Source organism: Stappia sp., from assembly GCF_965276915.1.
In the GTDB taxonomy this organism is placed as follows: domain Bacteria; phylum Pseudomonadota; class Alphaproteobacteria; order Rhizobiales; family Stappiaceae; genus Stappia.
Window position 1 is genome coordinate 1,163,761 of sequence record NZ_OZ255709.1, and the last position, 19,085, is coordinate 1,182,845.

Below are 19,085 nucleotides of genomic sequence, written 5' to 3' on the forward strand. Positions count from 1 at the left end.
AACATTCGTGCCGATGATCGCCGTATCAGGCAGCGATGCGCTTCTGCTGGGCGCGGAAGGCGATCGGGGCGTTCTCCCGGTTGCGGCGGCGCTCTTCCGGGGAGATGTAGACAAGGGCATGGTGTTCGTCGCAATAGGATGTTCCGGCATCAACCCGGTTGCGGCACGGAAAGGTGTAGTTGCCGCCCGTGCCCTCGGCCCACTTGCACTGGCCGGAGCGTGGCAGACGAAGATCGATCATTGGTTCAGTCCTTTGGTTGAGGCGTTTGCCGACCGTGGCAAGGCCTCCGGGGTCTTCGCCGGAGCACCTGCAACCTGGACGGCGGTCGCGCGAACGCGTTCGCCAAAAAAGCCGGGCAATCCCTGCAAGGCCCCGGCATTGAATTCAGCCCCGTAATATACTTGTCACAATCGCGGAGTCCAAGCGCGGTACGGGCATGGGAGCTATGCCGATACTGCAGTGCAGCAATCGCGCGGCAACTCGGGCGACGGGAGAACGCCAGGCGTCAGCGTTCCTTCTCCTCGCGCAAGTTGGTCACCACACGCCTGTTCTGGGCCTTGCATTCCTCCTGGGCGCAGTCGCGCACCTTACGTTCGGTTCCGTATCCCTTGGCCCAGAGCCTGCCGGGGGGGACGCCCTTGGAAACCAGGTACGCCATTGTCGCATTGGCGCGCCGGTTGGACAGGCCGCGATTGTCCGCCGCGCTGCCGGGGTCGTCGGCGAACCCCTGGATCTTCGCATACCAACTGGAGTTGCGAATGAGCCATTCGGCCTGTTTGTCGAGGGTCATTCGGGCCGTTTCGTCGATCTCGGCCGAACCGGTGGCGAAATAGGTCCGGCGTCCGACATTGAGCATGAATGCCTCTTCGCTGCCGGGCTCCATGTTGGCGAAGCCGACGGCGGGCGCATTGGTCACGTTGGGGGTTGCGATGTTCTCGGCGGTATTGCATGCGCCGAGAAGGCTCGCGCCCATTGTCAGGAACGCGACCGCAGCATTGCGTCGAAGGATGTGGCGGAGGGTTCTTCCCCCGATGGAAGCCGGAACGCTGGTCACCTTGTCCTCTTACCCCTGCTGGCCCGCGCCAAGATGCTCCAGAACGGAAACACGGGTTCCCACCGGGCAGCGCTGATAGAGATCGATCACGTCTTCCGGGAACATCCGGATACAGCCGGACGAAACGTCGTTGCCGATGCTCCACGGCTCAAGCGTCCCATGGAGGCGATATCCGGTATCCTGGCCGCTGTCGTAATGGAGATAGAGTGCGCGAGGTCCCAGCGGGTTGTTGGCCGCCCCTCCCTCGACCATGTTGGGCAGGTCGGGCTGGCGCTTGCGCATTTCGGGGGGAGGGACCCAGCGCGGCCACAGTGACTTGCGCCGGATCTGCGCCCGCCCGTACCACTTGAACCCTTCCCGTCCGACGCCGACGCCATAGCGCAACGCCGTGCTGTTTTCCCAGACCCAGTAGAGGAAGTGATTGCGGGTGTCGATGACGACGGTGCCGGGCGATTCCGGTGAAAGATACTTGACCATCTGCCGTCGCCAATGCGGCTTGATCACCGAGAAATTTGTGCGCCGATAGGCAAAGCCGTTGTCGCTTGCCGTGCCCTGGAACCATTTCGACGATGCGATGGCTGGCAGCGGAAACGACGTGTTGGCCACGATCGCCCCTGCGCCGACAAGCATGGCGCGCCGGGTAATATATGTCGTCATGCCGTCGCCTCCTCTGACGGTCATCCGTGCATTTGCCATGCTGGCGACACGCATCGTGTCACCGCCGGCGCATGTGGCTTTGGGGAAAAGGTGGCCGCGCCTCCCGTAACGCGCTGCGTCCGCAATGTTCCTCCCAAGCCCCGCCTATTACGGTTCATCAGGGCGGAAAGGTCAATCCTCCGCAGGATTGCACAGTTTCAGGATGTCGGGGCGGCAACGGCGCCAGCGGCGGCAAGCGCTTCCGGAGTGTCGAGGTCGAGACGTGCGATCTCCCCGATTTCGACAGGACGCGCCGATGCGCCGTGTTCCCCGATCAGGTGCCGCGCCCCGGTGTCGCCTTCCAGCCGGGCGAGAGCCTCGAAGAAGCTTCGGTCCCAGACGACGGGGTTTCCGCGTTTCCCGCCAACGCTCGCAAGGGCGATCGTGATGCCTTGCTCGGGGCTGAACGCCGTCAGGATCGTATCGATGGCGCCGGCGTCCACGCCTGGCATGTCCGCAAGAAGGATCATCGCCGCATCGACGCCGGGGTCGAGCGCATTGACGCCGCAGCGAATGGAACTCGCCATGCCTTCCATGTAGTCCGCATTGTGGGCGAAGCGCAGACGGAGCCCGGACAGCGCACCCTCGATCTCGGCGCGCATGTGCCCGGTCACGACCGTCAGTTGCGAGAGCCGGCTGGCCAGCGCCGCTTCCGCGGCAATGCGCACCAGCGGCTTTCCGTCCATGGTTGCAAGCAGCTTGTTGATGTCTCCCGCGCGCCGGGACTGGCCGGCCGCGAGCAGAATACCCTCGATCTTCCGGGGGCGTGCGGGCGCCGGCGATGTCTCGCGCGGCTGCGGCCGGGTGCCGATCTCCATCAGCAGGCCGCCGACCCCCATGCCGGCAATGTCGGACGCGGTCACGGGGCAGTCCGCCATCAGCCGGTCCAGGACCCAGTCGAAGCCGTTCTCCTTGGGGCTGCGGGCGCATCCCGGAGCGCCGATGACCGGGATCCCGTCGACCTCACCGACCAGCAGGAGGTTGCCAGGATCGACCGGCATGCCGAAGTGAATGATCCGCCCGCCGGCCTGCTCGATCGCGGAAGGGATCACGTCATTGCCGTCGACGATCGCCGAGGCGCCGAAGACGAGCACCATTTCCGCGCCGTCCGCGATGCTTGACTGAATTGCCCTGGCGGTTGGTGTTGCTTCGTGCGCGACCCGCAACTCTCCGCGCAGGCACGATCCGGAGACCGACAGCCGGGCCTCGGTAATGCGCCGCGTCTTGTCGAGAACCGATGCCTTGAGGTGCGGCAGCGTGGTCGCGACAAGGCCCACCGGCCTTGGCCTGAACGGCGCGACGCGCACGGCACCCCGGGCAAGGTCCGCCGCCTTCTCGACGAGTTTGCGCGAAACGGCAAAGGGAATGATCTTTGCCGTGGCGACCATTCGGCCGCGGGTGACCCGGGCGAACTCCGGCAGGGTGGCAAGCGTGATGGCAGGATCGACGCGATTGACCGCGTCGATGGCCTGCCTGTCGACCACAAGCACCCCGTCGCTGCCCGCATGGAAATTGACCCGGCCGGTAAACGGGGGGTCAAGCGTCACACCGCCGCCATCGCCCGCGTTGGCCAGAATGCCGGCGGCCTCGTCCTCGTGGCAGTCGGCGGGATCCAGGCGCGCGACGATGACCTCCTCGACACCGGCCGCGGCAAGCCGGGCAAGATCCTCGCGGGTAAGGCTGTGGCCTTTCTTGAGGGCCCCGTCGGCAAGCCGCACCGTATGCGCGATCAGGCTGCCTTCGGCGTCCCGCGTGGCGACCGGGCCGAATTTCACGAGCGATCTCCCGGCCCTTTTCGCAAGGCGGCGATGATATTGGAGAGAACGGCGACGGCAATTTCCGCCGGCGAGGCTGCGCCGATATCCGCGCCGATCGGCGCGTCGACGGTTTCGAACGCGTCGGGGCTCACGCCATTCGCAAGCAGGCGCTCCCTCCTTTTCCCGTGGGTTTTGCGGCTGCCGAGCGCGCCGACATAGAAGCACCCCGCCTGAAGCGCCGCGGCGATCGGCAGATCGTCGATCTTCGGATCGTGGGTCAGCGCCGCAACCGCGGTGTAGGGATCGAGGGCAATGTCGGCAAGCACGTCCGCCGGCCATTCGGCAAGCAGCCGCCCCCCCGGGAAACGTTCCGGAGTGGCAAAGGCCGTGCGGGGATCGACGACCGTCACGTCGAAGCCTGCAAGCTCCGCCATGGGCAGCAGCGCCTGACTGATATGCACCGCGCCGACAAGAACGACCCTTGGGGGCGGCACGCTGACGGTCAGGAAGAACTTTCGACCCTCCGGCGTTTCCACAAGGCCGGATTTTCCGGAGCGGAACCGGCTGGCCAGTTCGCCGGCAAGCGGGTCGTCCCCGGCAAGATCTTCAGGCGCGGCAAGGCGTTGCGCGCCAGTGTCCATGTCTGTGACGAGGATCGCGGCGCGGCGCCCGGTGCGGGCGGCGTTGAGCCTGGAAAGAAGATCTAGATCCATTGTACTGGAAATCCTGCTTGCGGGAGCCCTGGCTCGTCGCTGCCGGAGGGTGTCTGGCGGGGCGGCGTCTCAGTCTTTCGTGACCGGTTCCACATAGATCCGGATGCGTCCGCCGCAGGACAGGCCGACCTGCCATGCGGTCTCGTCGGCGACACCGAACTCAAGCACGGTCGGCCGCCCGGTCTCGATCACGTCCGCCGCTTCGGCCACAACGGCGCCCTCGACGCATCCCCCGGAGACGGAGCCTTCGAAGTTGCCTTGCGAATCGATCACAAGGTGGGAGCCGACCGGGCGCGGCGCGGATCCCCACGTCTCGATTACGGTTGCCATCGCGACCCTGCGCCCGCCTGCCGCCCAGGTCTCGGCGAGCGTCAGCGGGTCCGGTCCGGCCGGTATCACGTCTTCCTGCATGTCGACCTCTCCATTCTGGAGGGAATATAGGCAGCTGCCGCCCTCCTGCACAGGGTACGGGCACGTGGCCTTTGGTCGGAAGCGGTTTCCGGGGAAGGATGGCATCGCCACCAACGAAAAGGGCGCCCCGCCGAAACGGGACGCCCTCTTGTCTGGTCGCTCGGACCGCGCCGACCGGAGTTGACTACTCGGCCGCTGCCTGGAACGAGGGCGCCGCCGCCAGGACCGTTCCGTCGACATGGCTTTCGAACTTGGCGAAGTTGGTCACGAACATCTCCACCAGCTTGGCAGCCTGCGCGTCGTAGGCATCCTTGTCGGCCCAGGTCGAGCGCGGGTCCAGGATCGCCGGATCGACGCCCGGAACCTCGACCGGCACGGCGAAGCCGAAATTGGCGTCCAGGCGATACTCGACATCGCGCAGGGAGCCGTCCAGGGCAGCGGCGAGCAGGGTGCGGGTTGCCCGGATCGGCATGCGATAACCGGTTCCGTGCGCGCCGCTGGTCCACCCGGTATTGACGAGCCAGCAGTCGACATTGTGGCTGGCGATCAGCGAGCGCAGCAGATTGCCGTACTCGGACGGGTGCCGCGGCATGAAAGGTGCGCCGAAACAGGTCGAGAAGGTCGCCTGCGGCTCGGTCACGCCTTTCTCCGTACCGGCGACCTTGGCGGTGTAACCCGACAGGAAATGGTACATCGCCTGCGCCGGCGTCAGCCGCGCGATGGGCGGCAGCACGCCGAAGGCGTCGGCCGTCAGCATGATGATGTTCTTGGGATGCGGCGCGCGTCCGGTGTCGCTGGCGTTGGAGATGAAGCTGATCGGATAGGCGCAGCGCGTGTTTTCGGTCTTCGATCCGTCGTCGAAGTCGACGATGCGTGTGTCCTCGTCGAAAGCGACGTTCTCCAGCACGGTCCCAAAGCGCTGGGTCGTGGCATGGATCTCCGGTTCCGCCTCGGCCGACAACTTGATGGTCTTGGCATAACAGCCGCCTTCGAAATTGAAGACGCCGTCGCCACCCCAGCCATGCTCGTCATCGCCGACCAGCGTCCGTCCGGGATCGGCGGAAAGCGTTGTCTTGCCGGTGCCCGAAAGCCCGAAGAACACCGCGGTATCGCCCTCGTCCCCGACATTGGCGGAGCAATGCATCGGCATCACCCGCTTTTCCGGCAAGAGGAAATTGAGCAGCGAGAAAACCGACTTCTTCATCTCGCCGGCATAGGAGGTCCCGCCGATGAGAACGATCCTGTTGGTGAAGTCGCAAGCGATGACGGTCTCTGTCCGGCACCCGTGACGCTTCGGATCGGCCTTGAAGCTCGGCAGGTCGATGATCGTCATTCCCGGAGCGAAATCGGCAAGCTCCGAGCGCTCCGGCCTGATCAGCAGGTTGCGAATGAAGAGTGAGTGCCATGCGAACTCGGTGAAGACGCGGACGTTGATGCGGTGGCTGGGATCGGCGCCGCCGTAAAGGTCCTGCATGTAGAGGGACATGCCCTTCGCATGCGCGGCCATGTCCGCGTGAAGCAGGGCGAACTGCTCGGCGCTCATTGCGGCGGTGTTGTCCCACCAGACGGTGTCGCGTGTCGTGTCGTCGACGACGACGAACTTGTCCTTGGGGGAACGCCCCGTATGCACGCCGGTTTCGACGACGAGCGCGCCGCCTTCGGCAATGCTTGCCTCGCCGCGACGCAGGGAGTGCTCATAGAGCGCGGGTGCCGTGAGATTGCGGTAAAGTCCGCCAAGATCCGTCAAGCCGCACATGTCCGTGCTTTTCGAGGGAAGCCCTACGCCCTGGTCCGCCATGTTTCCGAGATCCCTGTGCTGCTTTGTCGTTCGGCCGTTCTTGATCGCGTTTCCGCTGGCCGTTACGTCCGATGCCGAAGTCCTGTTTGCGCAAGATGATGCGCGTCGGTCTGCTTGGTGTCAGGTCATGTTGCGACGACCCTGGAGACGTGGCGACCCATCCTCGACGCGCCCGCCGGCCAGCAATCCGATCAGGGTTGCGCCGGTCCGGCCATCTTCGTTTTTCGCAGGGCGAAACTAGTGGATGGACCGAAGATCAACAAGCGGAACAAATGCCGCAGGCAGGATGTTAAATCGATTTAATCCACGGTATTCGCGGTTATAATTATTTTTTGAGGTAAATTAATTCCACAAGCTCTGGAATAATATATGGAATACTCGTTTCATTCGGCGGGGCGGGCGGAGTGTCCGTTCGAAAATCCACCTGCCTGCGGCATTTGAGGCCCATGACGTGCGCCAGCCGACACGGCCATGGTCCCTTCGTTCACGCCGATCTGTTCAGGAAGAGATGATCGTCTTGCAGCGCCATGAGCCGCAGTCCCTTTTGTTTCATCTGCGCCGGACGATCACGCTCGCCCTGCCGATCATCATCGCCCGGGCCGCCCTGGTCGTCATGTTCACGGTCGATACGGTCATGGTCGGGCGGGCAGGAGCTGCCGAACTTGCCTATTTCGGCCTTGGTGTTGCGCCTCAACTGACCCTGATGCTGATCGCCGTCGGGGCATTGCAGGCAACGGCGGTCCTCGCCTCGCAAGCGCTGGGCGCGGGCGATGCCAGGCGTGCGGGAGCGATCCTGCGGGCGGCCCTTGCCCACGCCGTGGCCATGGGGTTTGCGGTGCTGGTGCTTTCGGCCTTTGCCGAGGCCTTCTTCCTCGGCACGGGCCAGACGCGCGAACTGGCGGCGGGCGCCGCGCGGGTGTCGCTTGCCTTCGGCTACGGCATGCCCGGCATTCTCCTTTTCGTCGCCTGCAACCTGTTTCTGGAGGCGACCGGCCGGCCGAAGACCGGCATGGCCATCATGCTTGCCGCCAACCTTCTCAATATCCCCCTCAACATGATCTTCGGCTTCGGCTGGGGAGGCCTTGTCGCGCCGATGGGTGCGGAGGGGGTGATGCTGGCAAGCAGCCTTGCCCGCTCTTTCGCCGGCCTGACGGTGCTGGCGATCCTGATCGACCAGGCGCGTCGCGACGATGCCTTCCAGATCCTGCCGAGCCGGAAGTTCGGGCCTGCATTCGCCGGAATGTGGTTCGATCCAGATGCGCGCCTGCTCCGCCGTCTCGGTCTTCCCATGGGTCTTGCACAGGGCGTGGAAAGTGCCGCTTTCGCAACGGTGGTGATGATGGCCGGACGGCTCGGGACAGCGGAACTTGCGGCCTATCAAACCACGATGACCCTGGTCACGTTGACATTCATGATGGCGATCGGCACGGCCGGTGCGACAGCGATCCGGGTCGGCCGCGCCTTTGGCGAGCGCGACTGCGGGAACATCGGGCGCGCCGGCTGGGCCGGCATCCTGGTCGGGGCCTTGTGGCCGGTTCCGGTCGCGCTCTTCTTCTTCAGCGCACCCGAGACGGCGGCTCTCGCCGTGACATCCGATCCCGCAACCGTCGCGGCCGCCGGCAGGGCGCTTTTCATCGCGGGCTTCATGCTCTCCGTCGACGCGGCCATGGCGGTCGCAATCGGTGCCTTGCGCGGGCTTGGCGACGTCTGGTGGCCGACGCTGCTGCAGATCGGTGCCTTCTGGCTCGTGGCGATCCCCTGTGCCTATGTGACGGCAATTGCCCTGAAGCTTGGTGCAGGCGGGCTGATCGGCGGCCTGATGGCCGGGATCATCGTTTCCTTCACCGGTCTGGCGCTGCGTTTCCGCTACCAGGTCGCGCGTCATGCCGCCAGGCCGGCGCCGCTTGGGTGAGGGCGCCGCTTGCCCGGTAGCCTTTCGTCTCGCCATAATTTATGCGCATTTGGACCGCCTAGGCTGGTAAACCAAGATGATGCAACAAGAAGAATGGGATCAGGGCTGCCATCATGCCGACGATCGCGCTTGTAGACGATGACCGCAATATCCTGACCTCCGTGTCGATCGCGCTGGAAAGCGAGGGCTATCGTGTCCACACCTACACGGATGGATCCTCCGCGCTTGACCGGCTGATCACCGATCCGCCCGATCTTGCCATTTTCGATATCAAGATGCCGCGCATGGACGGCATGGAACTCCTGCGCCGGTTGCGGCAGAAGTCGGACCTGCCGGTTATCTTCCTGACCTCGAAGGACGACGAGATCGACGAGCTCTTCGGGCTGAAGATGGGCGCCGACGATTTCATCCGCAAACCCTTCTCGCAGCGGCTTCTGGTCGAGCGCGTCAAGGCGGTGCTGCGCCGGGTCCAGCCGCGCGATCCGGCGACGGCCAAGTCGGAGAGCGACAAGCTTCTGGAGCGTGGCGACCTTGTCATGGACCAGGAGCGGCACACGTCGACCTGGAAGGGGCAGCCGGTGACGCTGACCGTCACGGAGTTCCTCATCCTCTACGCGCTTGCGCACCGCCCCGGCGTGGTCAAGAGCCGCAATGCCCTGATGGATGCGGCCTATGACGATCAGGTCTATGTGGACGACCGGACCATCGATAGCCATATCAAGCGGCTGCGGAAGAAGTTCAAGCTCGTGGATGACAGTTTCGACATGATCGAGACGCTCTACGGCGTGGGATACCGTTTCCGGGAAGGGTAGGCAGGAAGACCTGCCTTTGGCATTTTGGGGCGGATTGACCGCACACGGGCGGGAGGAGACCGCACCGGGGAAGGTGAATGGCACTAGAGGTGGAGACGGGCGACCAGGCCGGCCACGCGCCGCGTCACGAGGCCGGGCCTGATGCGCAGCCTGCGACGGAGCGCGTGCCCGGCCTGAGGTCGCTCGGCCAGCGCCGTTTGCGCCGGCGCCTGCGCTCGCGCATTGGCGGCGCCATCGGCCCCTATCTCACCTCCTCGCTGACGCGTCGCATTCTCGTTCTCAATCTTGCCGGCCTGTGCGCCCTGGTCGGCGGCATCCTCTATCTCAACCAGTTCCGCGCCGGTCTGATCGACGCGCGCACCCAGAGCCTCCTGACCCAGGGCGAGATCATCGCCGGGGCGATTGCCGCCTCCGCGACGGTCGAGACCGACGGGCTGATGGTCGATCCGGAGCAGTTGCTGCAGCTGCAGGCTGGCGAGAGCATCTCGCCGACCGACGGATCGCGGCTCATCGACTTTCCCATCAATCCCGAGCGTGTCGCCCCCGTCCTGCGCCGGCTGATCTCGCCGACCCGCACGCGGGCCCGGATCTACGACCCCGAAGGCATCCTCATCCTGGATTCGCGCCATCTTTATGCGCGTGGCCAGATCCTGCGCTTCGACCTGCCGCCACCCACGACAGAGGAGCCGGGGCTCTGGGACAAGTTCTGGGCCGACGTCAAACTCTGGTTCCGGCGCGGTGACCTGCCGCTTTACGAGGAGATCGGGGCCGGCAACGGCCGCGCCTATCCGGAGGTCGAGGCCGCGCTCGCGGGTTCCCCGGCAAGTGTGGTGCGGGTATCGCCGCGCGGCGAACTGATCGTCTCCGTCGCGGTTCCGGTACAGCGGTTCCGGGCGGTGCTCGGTTCCTTGCTGCTGTCGACGCAAGGCGGCGATATCGACGCGATCGTGCGTGCGGAGCGGGTTGGCATCGTCAGGGTGTTCCTGGTTGCGGCGACTGTGACGATGGTTCTCTCCATCCTGCTTGCCGGAACGATCGCCGGCCCGGTCCGCCGGCTTGCGGCGGCGGCCGAACGGGTGCGTCGGGGCATCAAGTCCCGCGAGGAAATTCCGCAGTTCTCGGAGCGCCGGGACGAGATCGGCCATCTTGCGCGAGCGCTGCGCGACATGACCAACGCGCTCTACAATCGCATGGACGCGATCGAGACATTCGCGGCCGATGTCGCCCATGAACTGAAAAATCCGCTGACATCATTGCGCAGCGCCGTCGAGACCCTGCCTCTCGCTCGCCAGCCGGAGGCCCGGGAGCGGTTGATGGAGGTCATCCAGCATGACGTGCGCCGCCTCGACCGCCTGATCACCGATATCTCCGATGCCTCGCGTCTCGATGCCGAACTGGCCCGGATCGACGCCGAACCGGTCGATGTTTCGGCGCTGCTCCTCGGTGTCGCCGATCTGGCGAATGAGCGCGCCGGCGCGGGCGACGCGCGGGTCGAGGTGCTGTTGCACCCCACGCGCCGCGACCATCCCTATCGGGTGCTTGGCCATGACAGCCGGCTCGGCCAGGTGATCAACAACCTGATCGACAACGCCCGCTCCTTTTCTCCGCCGGACAGCAAGGTTCTCATTCAGGCGAGCCGCACCGCCGACATGGTCGAGATCACCGTCGACGACGAAGGGCCGGGGGTGCGTCCCGAACTGCAAGACCGCATCTTCGAGCGCTTCTATACCGACCGTCCCGAAGCTGAAGGGTTCGGCAACAATTCCGGCCTCGGCCTTTCCATCTCCAGGCAGATCGTCGAGGCGCATCGCGGCACCATCTCGGTCGTCAATCGCGAGAAGAAGGTCCCGGGTACGGGCGAGACCCGTGTCGAGGGTGCCCGCTTCGTCGTGCGGCTGCCGGCGGAGCGGCGCGGATGACCGATGAGGCGGCGCATGCCTCGTGCGTTCTTGCAGGCACCGCCGGCGTGCTGCTGCGCGGCGCGTCGGGTTCCGGCAAGTCGAGGCTTGGCTGGCGCATTGTCGAAGAAGCACAGGCCCGTGGCTGGCTCGGCCTGCATGTGGCGGATGACCGTGTTCACCTTCGGCCGCGAAACGGGCGACTGATTGCATCATGTCCGCCGCCGATCGTCGGACTGTGGGAATTGCGCGGCGAGGGTATCGTGAAGGTGAGCTGGGAGACGCGCACCGTCATCCGCCTTGTGATCGATCTTCTGCCGGACGCTGAGATCGATCGGCTGCCGGACGTGAATGAGCGAACCGTCCGTCTGCACGGGGTCGATCTTGCAAGGCTGGCGCTGCCGTATGGCGTTGACGGAGGCGGGGTCTTGCGGATTTTGCGCGCGCTTGAGCGGCTGCAGGATGCGGATTGCGGCGCGCTGGCTGCTGCAAGTCTGGGGATGGAAGGCCACTTGTGACGAAAAACCCGGCATGCACCGCCGATTTTTCTTGCGCTGTGCCGCTGCCTTGCGGACATTGGGCGCCCGGCGGGGGAAACCTGCCCGGGCAGGGTACATACCGCCGTGCGAGGGCCCGCGGATCGCTTGGGTCTCGACAGGATGCCGCTCTGCCTGACGGCGGGTGCAGGTTTCCGGGCATTGCTCGAACGGACGGACAAATGACGGACAGGGCATGATAGGTCTCGTACTCGTCACGCACGGACGGTTGGCGGAAGAATTCAAATCGGCGCTGGAGCATGTGGTCGGGCCGCAGGAGCGGATCGGCACGATCTGCATCGGCCCCGACGACGACATGGAGCAGCGACGGCAGGACATCCTTGCCGCTGTCGAGGATGTCAATGACGGGTCGGGCGTCGTTCTGCTGACGGACATGTTCGGCGGAACGCCGTCGAACCTGGCGATTTCCGTCATGGACGGCGCCAATATCGAGGTGATTGCCGGGGTAAACCTCCCCATGCTGATCAAGCTGGCGAGCGTGCGCGGTGAAAGCGCGATCGCCGAGGCCGTCGACGAGGCGCGCAAGGCTGGCCAGAAATACATCTCCGTTGCAAGCCAGGTGCTCTCCGGCCAGGGATGAAGATGAGCCAGATCGACGCAACCGGCCTCACCCGTGACCTGCGCATCGTCAATCGCCGCGGCCTCCACGCCCGCGCTTCCGCCAAGCTCGTGAAGCTTGTCGAGACCTTCGATGCGGATGTGGTCGTGATGAAGGACGGGCAGTCGGTCGGGGGAACCTCGATCATGGGCCTGATGATGCTTGCGGCAAGTCCCGGCTGTTCGATCCGCGTCAGCACTTCCGGTGCCGAGGCGGAGGCGGCCCTCGTCGCGATCGCCGAACTCGTTGAAAACGGCTTCGGCGAAACGGACTGACGTCGCCCTCCCGTCCTTCCCGGCCGATCTCCCCGACAAGGGTTGCGCACCCCGCGCGGCTTGATAGTGTGCGCTGCGGGCACCGTCTCGAAGATCCACAAGCGCCGGCCGGGAACATGCGGCCCGCGCTGCCGCCGGAAGCAAGTTTGCCGGAACACCGTTTCCTGCTCTCTCGACCCGGCCGATCAGGTGCGCCCGTATGACATTCTCACAGATCCTCCCGTTCCGCTTCGGCCGGCTTGCGCCCACGCTTCCGGTTCGCGACATGGCGGCCGCCCTGGCCTTTTACGAAGGTGCCCTTGGCTTTCGCCGCGTCTTCGAGAACGGCGAGCCCCTCGGTTTCGTCATCCTGCGTCGCGATGACGCCGAACTGCATCTCACCCTTCAGCCGGATCACCGCCCGGCACCCTTCAACGTAATGCATATGATCGTCGGCGACGTCGATGCGATGCACGAGACGTGTCGGCGGTCGGGCATGCGCATCGTCAAGGGCTTGCGGGATCACGAATACGGCCTGCGTGCCTTCGTCTTCGCCGACCCCGATGGCAACCGGATCGATGTGGCGGCACCGGCTTCCGGTCGGACATAAAGAAATCTTTATATCCTTATTGCTTTGTATCGCTGCTCGGCCTATAACCCGGACACGAATGCTGGCGCATCGCGCCGGACACGCGACATTGCCTGCGTCGAGGCTTTTCAAGTCTGGCGTCGAGCGCCGAGATGGCGGCGCGCTGCGGTATTGCGGCGCGCGCCTGCAAGCCGAGTAACGAATTCCAACCGAAGTGAGCGGACCATACCGATGAGCACGGCAACAGATTACTACGTCAAGGATATCTCTCTGGCCGACTATGGCCGCAAGGAGATCGATATCGCCGAAACCGAGATGCCGGGCCTGATGGCCTGCCGCGAGGAGTTCGGTGAAAAGAAGCCGCTGAAGGGCGCGCGTATCGCCGGTTCCCTGCACATGACCATCCAGACGGCCGTGCTCATCGAGACGCTGGTCGCGCTCGGTGCCGACGTGCGCTGGGCATCCTGCAACATCTTCTCCACCCAGGACCATGCCGCTTCGGCGATCGCCGCGGCCGGCGTTCCGGTCTTCGCCGAGAAGGGCGAGACCCTGGAAGAGTACTGGGACTATTGCGACCGCATCTTCTTTTTCCCGGAAGGTACGGCCAACATGATCCTCGATGATGGCGGCGACGCCACCATGTACATCCTGCTCGGCGCCCGCGCCGAAGCCGGCGAGGACGTTCTGTCCAAGCCGGGTTCGGAGGAGGAGACCGTTCTCTTCGCCCAGATCCGCAAGCGCATGGCTGCAAGCCCCGGCTGGTTCACCAAGCAGCGCGATGAGATCCGCGGCGTCTCCGAGGAGACAACGACGGGCGTCAACCGTCTCTATCAGCTCAAGGCCAAGGGGCTACTTCCCTTCCCGGCGATCAACGTCAACGACAGCGTCACCAAGTCGAAGTTCGACAACAAGTACGGCTGCAAGGAAAGCCTCGTCGACGGCATCCGCCGTGGCACCGACGTGATGATGGCCGGCAAGACCGCCGTCGTCTGCGGCTATGGCGATGTGGGCAAGGGGTCCGCGGCTTCGCTGCGCGGCGCCGGCGCCCGCGTCAAGGTCACCGAGGTCGATCCGATCTGCGCCCTGCAGGCGGCGATGGACGGTTTCGAGGTCGTGACGCTGGAGAAGGCGGCACCGACCGCCGACATCGTCATCACCACCACGGGCAACAAGGATGTGGTGACCGTCGACCACATGCGCTCGCTCAAGGACATGGCGATCGTCGGCAATATCGGTCACTTCGACAACGAGATCCAGGTCGAGGCCCTGCGCAACTTCAAGTGGACGAACATCAAGCCCCAGGTGGACATGATCGAGTTCCCGAATGGCAATCGCATGATCCTGCTGTCGGAAGGTCGCCTGCTCAACCTCGGCAATGCCACCGGCCATCCGAGCTTCGTGATGTCGGCCAGCTTCACCAACCAGGTGCTGGCCCAGATCGAGCTGTGGACGCGTCCTGACCACTACCAGAAGGACGTCTACGTCCTGCCGAAGCATCTCGACGAGCGCGTTGCCCGTCTGCATCTGGCCAAGCTGGGCGTTGAGCTGACCGAGCTGAGCACGGAGCAGGCAGCCTATATCGGCGTCGAGACGACGGGCCCCTACAAGCCCGAGCACTACCGCTACTGATCATGCCCGAACCATGTGTGCGGCACCGCCGCGCGCATGGTCCGATGGCATGCCAGGACTGCCGAACGGGGGCTGTGGATGACACGGCCCCCGTTTACTTTTCGGTAACGTACGCTTCTTCGCGATTCGCGTTTGGGTTATGGTCTTTGCGAATCATGCGGTTCGTGAGGCAGAACTGTGATGAGGGCCGTCGGGCCGGGGCGATGTTGCGTGCCCGTACCGGTAGCCCGGGTGCCGGGAGCGTCAGTTCGCGGCACCGGGTCCCGTGTCGGACCCCAAGCGGCGTAAAGGATCGAACGGATGCCGGCGGACGGCCTGGAACATGCGCGCATGAATGCCGCATGGCGAGACAAGAGTCACAAGGCGCTGTTGCGCGTGTCGACCGCGCCGCTCGCCTGGCTGTCCCTGACGGGCATCGCTCTGGCCCAGGAGGCCGGTGCCGTCGTCCCCGTGCTCTCCACAAATCCCTTCACGGCCGAGAAGGTCGTCTGGATGGCCGCGGTTGGCGGAGCCGTCACCTTTGCCGTCACGGCTGCCGTCACCCTCATCCGCAACATGCGGGCCAGCTCGGGAACGCTGACCAGCGCGCGGGAAAAGAATGCCCGTCTGGCCGCAAGGCTCGACCGTCTGGAGAGCCTTGTCGCATCCGACGACCAGCGCATCGTGGTCTGGCAGCCGGGGGAGGACGAGCCCTTCGTCGCCGGAATGCTTGAAGAGGCATCCGGTGTGCCGCGTTCGCCTTCTCGCCTTCTCGCCTTCGGAACCTGGCTCGAGGCCCGCTCCGCAACCACGCTTGAACACGCCGTGGAGCGCCTGCGCGAGCAGGGCGAGGCCTTTCAGGTTACCTTGCCCACTCTTTCAGGCGGCATGATCGAGATTCGCGGACGGGTTGCCGCGAGCGCGCCCGTGCTGCGGCTGCGCGACCTGACAGGAGAGCAGAAGTCGCAGGCACTTCTCGCCGTTCGCACGGAAGCCTTGCTCAGTGAGTTGGAGACGATGCGCGCCCTGCTTGACGGGTTGCCGGCGCCCGCCTGGCTGCGCGACGAGGCTGGAAACCTTGTCTGGGTCAATGCGGCCTATGCGCGTGCCGTGGAGAGCGAAAGCGGCGATGCGGCGATCGCGGCAAGGGCCGAGTTCCTCGATGCCAAGGGGCGCGGCCAGATGGAGCGGGGCCGCGACGAGGCGGGCCAGTCGCGGGCGCGCCTGCCGGCGGTGGCGGCCGGCGCGCGGCGCATCTTCGACGTGACGCAGATTGCCGCCGACAGCGGGTCGGGAGGCATCGCCATTGATGTCAGCGAGCTGGAAAACGTTCGCCAGGAACTCGGTCGCACCATCGACTTCCATGCCCGCACGCTGGATCAGCTTGCCACTGCCGTTGCCATTTTCAGCGCGGACCGGCGTCTGCAGTTCTACAATGCCGCCTTCCGTGGCTTGTGGGATCTCGACACCGGGTTTCTGGAAGGCAATCCCACCGACGGAGCCCTTCTGGACGCCTTGCGCGCGGCGCGCAAGCTGCCCGAGCAGGCCGATTATCGCGGCTGGCGCAACAAGCTGCTGGAAACCTATACCTCGCTCGACGCGCGTGAGTTCTGGTGGCACCTGCCCGACGGCCGCACCCTGCGCGTCATCGCCAACCCGCATCCGCAGGGCGGCGTCACCTATATCTACGAGAACGTCACCGAGCGGCTCGATCTTGAGAGCCGCTACAATTCGCTGATCCGCGTCCAGGGCGAAACGCTCGACAACCTGTCCGAGGCCGTGGCTGTGTTCGGCTCGGATGGCCGGTTGCGCCTGTGGAATCCGGCCTTCGAGATCATGTGGGATCTCACGGACGACCGTCTCGGGGACAGTCCGCATATCACCCGCATCGTCGACCGCGAGATGCTGGAGCCGGACGAGGCCGCCACGTGGCAGCAACTTGTCACGGCCGTCACCAGCCTTGCCGACAACAGGGAGCCGGTGGCCGGGCGCATGGAGCGCGACAGCGGCGAGGCGATCGATTACGCGACGGTCCCTCTGCCGGATGGCGGAACCCTGGTGACCTTCGTCAATGTCACGGACTCGGTGAATGTCGAGCGCGCGCTTCTCGACAAGAACGAGGCGCTGGAGCAGGCCGACCAGCTGAAGAACGCCTTCATCCAGCATGTCTCCTACGAGTTGCGCTCGCCGCTCACCAACATCATCGGCTTTGCCCAGCTTCTGTCGGATCCCAAGTTCGGTCCGTTGACGGCAAAACAGGGCGAGTATGTGGACTATATCCTGTCCTCCTCCTCCGCCTTGCTCGCCATCATCAACGACATTCTCGATCTTGCCACGATCGACGCCGGCATCATGGAACTTGATGTCTCTTCCGTCGATGTCGCCAAGACCGTGCAGGCAGCCGTCGAAGGGCTGAAGGACCGCCTTTCGGATTCAGGGATTGCCCTGCAGCTGACGGTCGCCGACGACGTGGGCGTCATCCAGGCGGACGAGCGGCGACTGCGTCAGGTTCTGTTCAACCTCATTTCCAACGCCTTGCGCTTCTCCGATGTCGGCGGAGCGATAGATGTCGGCTGCCTGCGCACCGGCGAGGCCATCGAGTTTCACGTTCGCGACCACGGCTGTGGCATACCGGAAGACATGCTGGACCAGGTCTTCGCGCGGTTCGTGGGGCGCGATTCCGGATCGCGCCGGCGCGGTGCCGGCCTTGGCCTTTCGATCGTCAAGAGCTTCGTCGAACTGCATGGCGGCACTGTCTCGATCGAGTCGGAAGAGGGGGTCGGCACGTATGTCGTCTGCCGATTTCCCAGCGCTCCCGATGCCCTCAAACACGCCGCCGAATAGCTGATCCCGCGATGCGAGAGCAGGGCGGCCCGGCCGGGCCGGAACACGATCCCCAGGAGCTGCCGATCACGATCGAGCTCGTGGACGAGGCGGCAACCGCGCGCTTCGCCGAGGACATCGCGATGTTGCTGGGGCCGGGTGACTGTGTCTGCCTTGTCGGCGGTCTGGGCGCGGGCAAGTCGACCTTCGCCCGTGCGCTCCTGCGCGCCCTGGCCGACGACGAGGCACTCGAGGTGCCAAGCCCGACATTCACCCTTGTCCAGTCCTACCAGCTCACCAGGTTTCCCGTCGCGCATCTCGATCTCTATCGGCTCGAGGACGAAGAGGAACTCGACGAACTGGGCCTCGACGATGTGCTTCAAACGGGTGCTGCCCTGGTGGAATGGCCCGAGCGCGCCGCGTCACGCCTGCCCGCTGCCCGTCTGGTCGTGAGGTTCGAGGAAGGAAAAACCGCCACCGCGCGCCGCGCCGGCCTGCTTGCCTCCGACCCCGTTTGGCGCGCGCGTGTGGAGCGGACGCTTGCGATTCGCGAACTGATCGGGCGCGCCGGGTTCAGCGATGCGCAGCGGCGTTATTTCCAGGGAGATGCCTCCCCGCGCCGCTACGAGACCGTGCGTTCGGGAGCGCGCCGCGCGATCCTCATGAACGCGGCGCCGCCCCCGGCGCAACCGGTCCTGAGCGATGGCCTCAGCTATCGCCAGCTTGTGCATCTGGCCGACGGCGTCGATGCGGTCGTCGCCGTGGCCGAGGCGTTGCGGGCGCGAGGTCTTGCAGCCCCCCGGACGCTTGCTGTCGATGTCACCGCGGGTCTGGTTCTGCAGGAGGATCTCGGCCGCGGCGCGATCGTCGAGAACGGAGCCCCGGTTCCAGAGCTCTATCTGGCCGCCGCCGGCCTGCTTGCCCACCTGCATCAGGCTCCACCGGAACCGGTGCTGCCTCTGCCGGCGACGGGCGGTCCCGGATATGTCCTGCCGGAGTTCGATGTCCGCGCCCTGACGGTTGAGGCCGAACTGTTTCTCGACTGGTATCTCGCCGGATCGGCGGTGCCGGGCTCGAGAGAATCCTTCTTGCGGGCATGGCAGCCGCTTCTCGCACAGGCGGCGTCGGGCCCGCGCAACTGGGTGCTTCGCGATTTTCACTCGCCCAACCTGATCTGGCGGAAGGAGGAGGACGGGCTTGCCCGGCTCGGCGTGGTCGACACGCAGGACGCGATGATCGGCCCGGCCGCCTATGACGTTGCCTCTCTCGCCATGGATGCACGGGTCGATATTCCGGTGGCATTGGAGCGCGATATTGTCGCGTGCTATGTCGGTTTGCGCCGCCAGGCGGACAGCGCTTTCGACGAAGCGGAGTTCCGCCGCCAATACGCGATCATGGCGGCGCAGCGCGCCACCAAGATCCTGGGCGTGTTCACGCGCCTGGCCGTGCGCGACGGCAAGCCCGCATATCTCGTCCATATTCCGCGCGTACGCGACTATCTTGCCCGGGCCCTGGCGCATCCCGATCTGCATGAACTGGCGGACTGGTTCTGGACACAGGCGGGTATCGGGAGCAGTGACGGGCAATGACGCAAGGCTCGCCGC

At 65.2% G+C, this 19,085-nt stretch carries 17 protein-coding genes; 10 read left to right on the forward strand and 7 right to left on the reverse strand.

Annotated elements, in window-relative coordinates; genetic code table 11:
• Nucleotides 1-25: 25 nt before the first annotated feature.
• The 7 genes from ACQY46_RS05440 to ACQY46_RS05470 all read right to left on the reverse strand — a co-directional run bounded on the left by ACQY46_RS05440 (nt 26) and on the right by ACQY46_RS05470 (nt 6,388).
• Nucleotides 26-241 carry a hypothetical protein gene (locus tag ACQY46_RS05440; protein ID WP_306028165.1) on the reverse strand — a complete coding sequence of 72 codons (216 nt, stop codon included), beginning with the start codon at nt 239-241 and terminating at the stop codon, nt 26-28.
• 265 nt (nt 242-506) lie between these two features.
• On the reverse strand, nt 507-974 hold the full coding sequence (locus tag ACQY46_RS05445) for an OmpA family protein (protein WP_428700420.1): 468 nt from the start codon (nt 972-974) through the stop codon (nt 507-509).
• 90 nt (nt 975-1,064) lie between these two features.
• Entirely contained in the window at nt 1,065-1,712 is a 648-nt protein-coding gene (locus tag ACQY46_RS05450; RefSeq protein ID WP_428699265.1) for a L,D-transpeptidase, read from the reverse strand.
• Between the two features lie 197 nt (nt 1,713-1,909).
• Nucleotides 1,910-3,526: an NTP transferase domain-containing protein gene (locus ACQY46_RS05455; RefSeq protein ID WP_428699266.1), complete on the reverse strand. Its 1,617-nt coding sequence runs from the start codon at nt 3,524-3,526 to the stop codon at nt 1,910-1,912.
• The gene (locus ACQY46_RS05460; RefSeq protein ID WP_428699267.1) at nt 3,523-4,221 is read right to left on the reverse strand and encodes an XdhC family protein; all 699 of its coding nucleotides are present in this window, start codon (nt 4,219-4,221) and stop codon (nt 3,523-3,525) included. Before ACQY46_RS05460 ends, ACQY46_RS05455 begins: the two co-directional genes overlap by 4 nt.
• A gap of 69 nt (nt 4,222-4,290) precedes the next feature.
• Nucleotides 4,291-4,632: an XdhC family protein gene (locus ACQY46_RS05465; RefSeq protein WP_428699268.1), complete on the reverse strand. Its 342-nt coding sequence runs from the start codon at nt 4,630-4,632 to the stop codon at nt 4,291-4,293.
• 184 nt (nt 4,633-4,816) lie between these two features.
• Nucleotides 4,817-6,388, reverse strand: coding sequence for a phosphoenolpyruvate carboxykinase (locus tag ACQY46_RS05470; protein ID WP_428699269.1), 1,572 nt, complete (start codon nt 6,386-6,388; stop codon nt 4,817-4,819).
• Nucleotides 6,389-6,938: 550 nt separating this feature from the next.
• Here ACQY46_RS05470 and ACQY46_RS05475 point away from each other — a divergent pair.
• From ACQY46_RS05475 to tsaE, 10 genes are all read left to right on the forward strand, one after another.
• Nucleotides 6,939-8,342, forward strand: a complete 1,404-nt coding sequence (locus tag ACQY46_RS05475) for an MATE family efflux transporter (protein ID WP_428699270.1) — start codon at nt 6,939-6,941, stop codon at nt 8,340-8,342.
• 113 nt (nt 8,343-8,455) lie between these two features.
• Entirely contained in the window at nt 8,456-9,154 is a 699-nt protein-coding gene (locus tag ACQY46_RS05480; RefSeq protein ID WP_417769605.1) for a response regulator transcription factor, read from the forward strand.
• Nucleotides 9,155-9,231: 77 nt separating this feature from the next.
• Entirely contained in the window at nt 9,232-11,073 is a 1,842-nt protein-coding gene (locus ACQY46_RS05485; RefSeq protein ID WP_428699271.1) for a stimulus-sensing domain-containing protein, read from the forward strand.
• A complete protein-coding gene (locus ACQY46_RS05490) occupies nt 11,070-11,570 on the forward strand; it encodes an HPr kinase/phosphorylase (RefSeq protein ID WP_428699272.1) in 501 nt (166 codons plus the stop codon). The genes ACQY46_RS05485 and ACQY46_RS05490 overlap by 4 nt, the downstream gene beginning before the upstream one ends.
• 214 nt (nt 11,571-11,784) lie before the next feature.
• A complete protein-coding gene (locus ACQY46_RS05495; protein WP_428699273.1) occupies nt 11,785-12,189 on the forward strand; it encodes a PTS sugar transporter subunit IIA in 405 nt (134 codons plus the stop codon).
• Between the two features lie 2 nt (nt 12,190-12,191).
• Entirely contained in the window at nt 12,192-12,482 is a 291-nt protein-coding gene (locus tag ACQY46_RS05500; RefSeq protein ID WP_428699274.1) for an HPr family phosphocarrier protein, read from the forward strand.
• A gap of 199 nt (nt 12,483-12,681) precedes the next feature.
• On the forward strand, nt 12,682-13,071 hold the full coding sequence (locus ACQY46_RS05505) for a VOC family protein (protein ID WP_428699275.1): 390 nt from the start codon (nt 12,682-12,684) through the stop codon (nt 13,069-13,071).
• Between the two features lie 210 nt (nt 13,072-13,281).
• Entirely contained in the window at nt 13,282-14,679 is a 1,398-nt protein-coding gene (gene ahcY, locus ACQY46_RS05510) for an adenosylhomocysteinase (protein ID WP_428699276.1), read from the forward strand.
• Nucleotides 14,680-14,979: 300 nt separating this feature from the next.
• Nucleotides 14,980-17,502 (forward strand): ATP-binding protein, encoded by a 2,523-nt coding sequence (locus ACQY46_RS05515; RefSeq protein WP_428699277.1) that lies wholly within the window; start codon nt 14,980-14,982, stop codon nt 17,500-17,502.
• Between the two features lie 11 nt (nt 17,503-17,513).
• Nucleotides 17,514-19,070, forward strand: a complete 1,557-nt coding sequence (gene tsaE, locus ACQY46_RS05520; protein WP_428699278.1) for a tRNA (adenosine(37)-N6)-threonylcarbamoyltransferase complex ATPase subunit type 1 TsaE — start codon at nt 17,514-17,516, stop codon at nt 19,068-19,070.
• The last annotated feature ends 15 nt before the right edge of the window (nt 19,071-19,085 follow it).

Bases quoted from the DNA above. Each gene is read 5' to 3' on its own strand.
- ACQY46_RS05490 (WP_428699272.1), top strand. From the start codon at position 11,070: ATGACCGATGAGGCGGCGCATGCCTCGTGCGTTCTTGCAGGCACCGCC.
- ACQY46_RS05445 (WP_428700420.1), bottom strand. From the start codon at position 974: ATGGGCGCGAGCCTTCTCGGCGCATGCAATACCGCCGAGAACATCGCA.
- ACQY46_RS05440 (WP_306028165.1), bottom strand. From the start codon at position 241: ATGATCGATCTTCGTCTGCCACGCTCCGGCCAGTGCAAGTGGGCCGAG.
- ACQY46_RS05500 (WP_428699274.1), top strand. From the start codon at position 12,192: ATGAGCCAGATCGACGCAACCGGCCTCACCCGTGACCTGCGCATCGTC.
- ACQY46_RS05485 (WP_428699271.1), top strand. From the start codon at position 9,232: ATGGCACTAGAGGTGGAGACGGGCGACCAGGCCGGCCACGCGCCGCGT.
- ACQY46_RS05460 (WP_428699267.1), bottom strand. From the start codon at position 4,221: ATGGATCTAGATCTTCTTTCCAGGCTCAACGCCGCCCGCACCGGGCGC.
- ACQY46_RS05505 (WP_428699275.1), top strand. From the start codon at position 12,682: ATGACATTCTCACAGATCCTCCCGTTCCGCTTCGGCCGGCTTGCGCCC.
- ACQY46_RS05480 (WP_417769605.1), top strand. From the start codon at position 8,456: ATGCCGACGATCGCGCTTGTAGACGATGACCGCAATATCCTGACCTCC.
- ACQY46_RS05465 (WP_428699268.1), bottom strand. From the start codon at position 4,632: ATGCAGGAAGACGTGATACCGGCCGGACCGGACCCGCTGACGCTCGCC.
- ACQY46_RS05495 (WP_428699273.1), top strand. From the start codon at position 11,785: ATGATAGGTCTCGTACTCGTCACGCACGGACGGTTGGCGGAAGAATTC.
- tsaE (WP_428699278.1), top strand. From the start codon at position 17,514: ATGCGAGAGCAGGGCGGCCCGGCCGGGCCGGAACACGATCCCCAGGAG.
- ACQY46_RS05450 (WP_428699265.1), bottom strand. From the start codon at position 1,712: ATGACGACATATATTACCCGGCGCGCCATGCTTGTCGGCGCAGGGGCG.
- ahcY (WP_428699276.1), top strand. From the start codon at position 13,282: ATGAGCACGGCAACAGATTACTACGTCAAGGATATCTCTCTGGCCGAC.
- ACQY46_RS05470 (WP_428699269.1), bottom strand. From the start codon at position 6,388: ATGTGCGGCTTGACGGATCTTGGCGGACTTTACCGCAATCTCACGGCA.
- ACQY46_RS05475 (WP_428699270.1), top strand. From the start codon at position 6,939: ATGATCGTCTTGCAGCGCCATGAGCCGCAGTCCCTTTTGTTTCATCTG.
- ACQY46_RS05515 (WP_428699277.1), top strand. From the start codon at position 14,980: ATGCCGGCGGACGGCCTGGAACATGCGCGCATGAATGCCGCATGGCGA.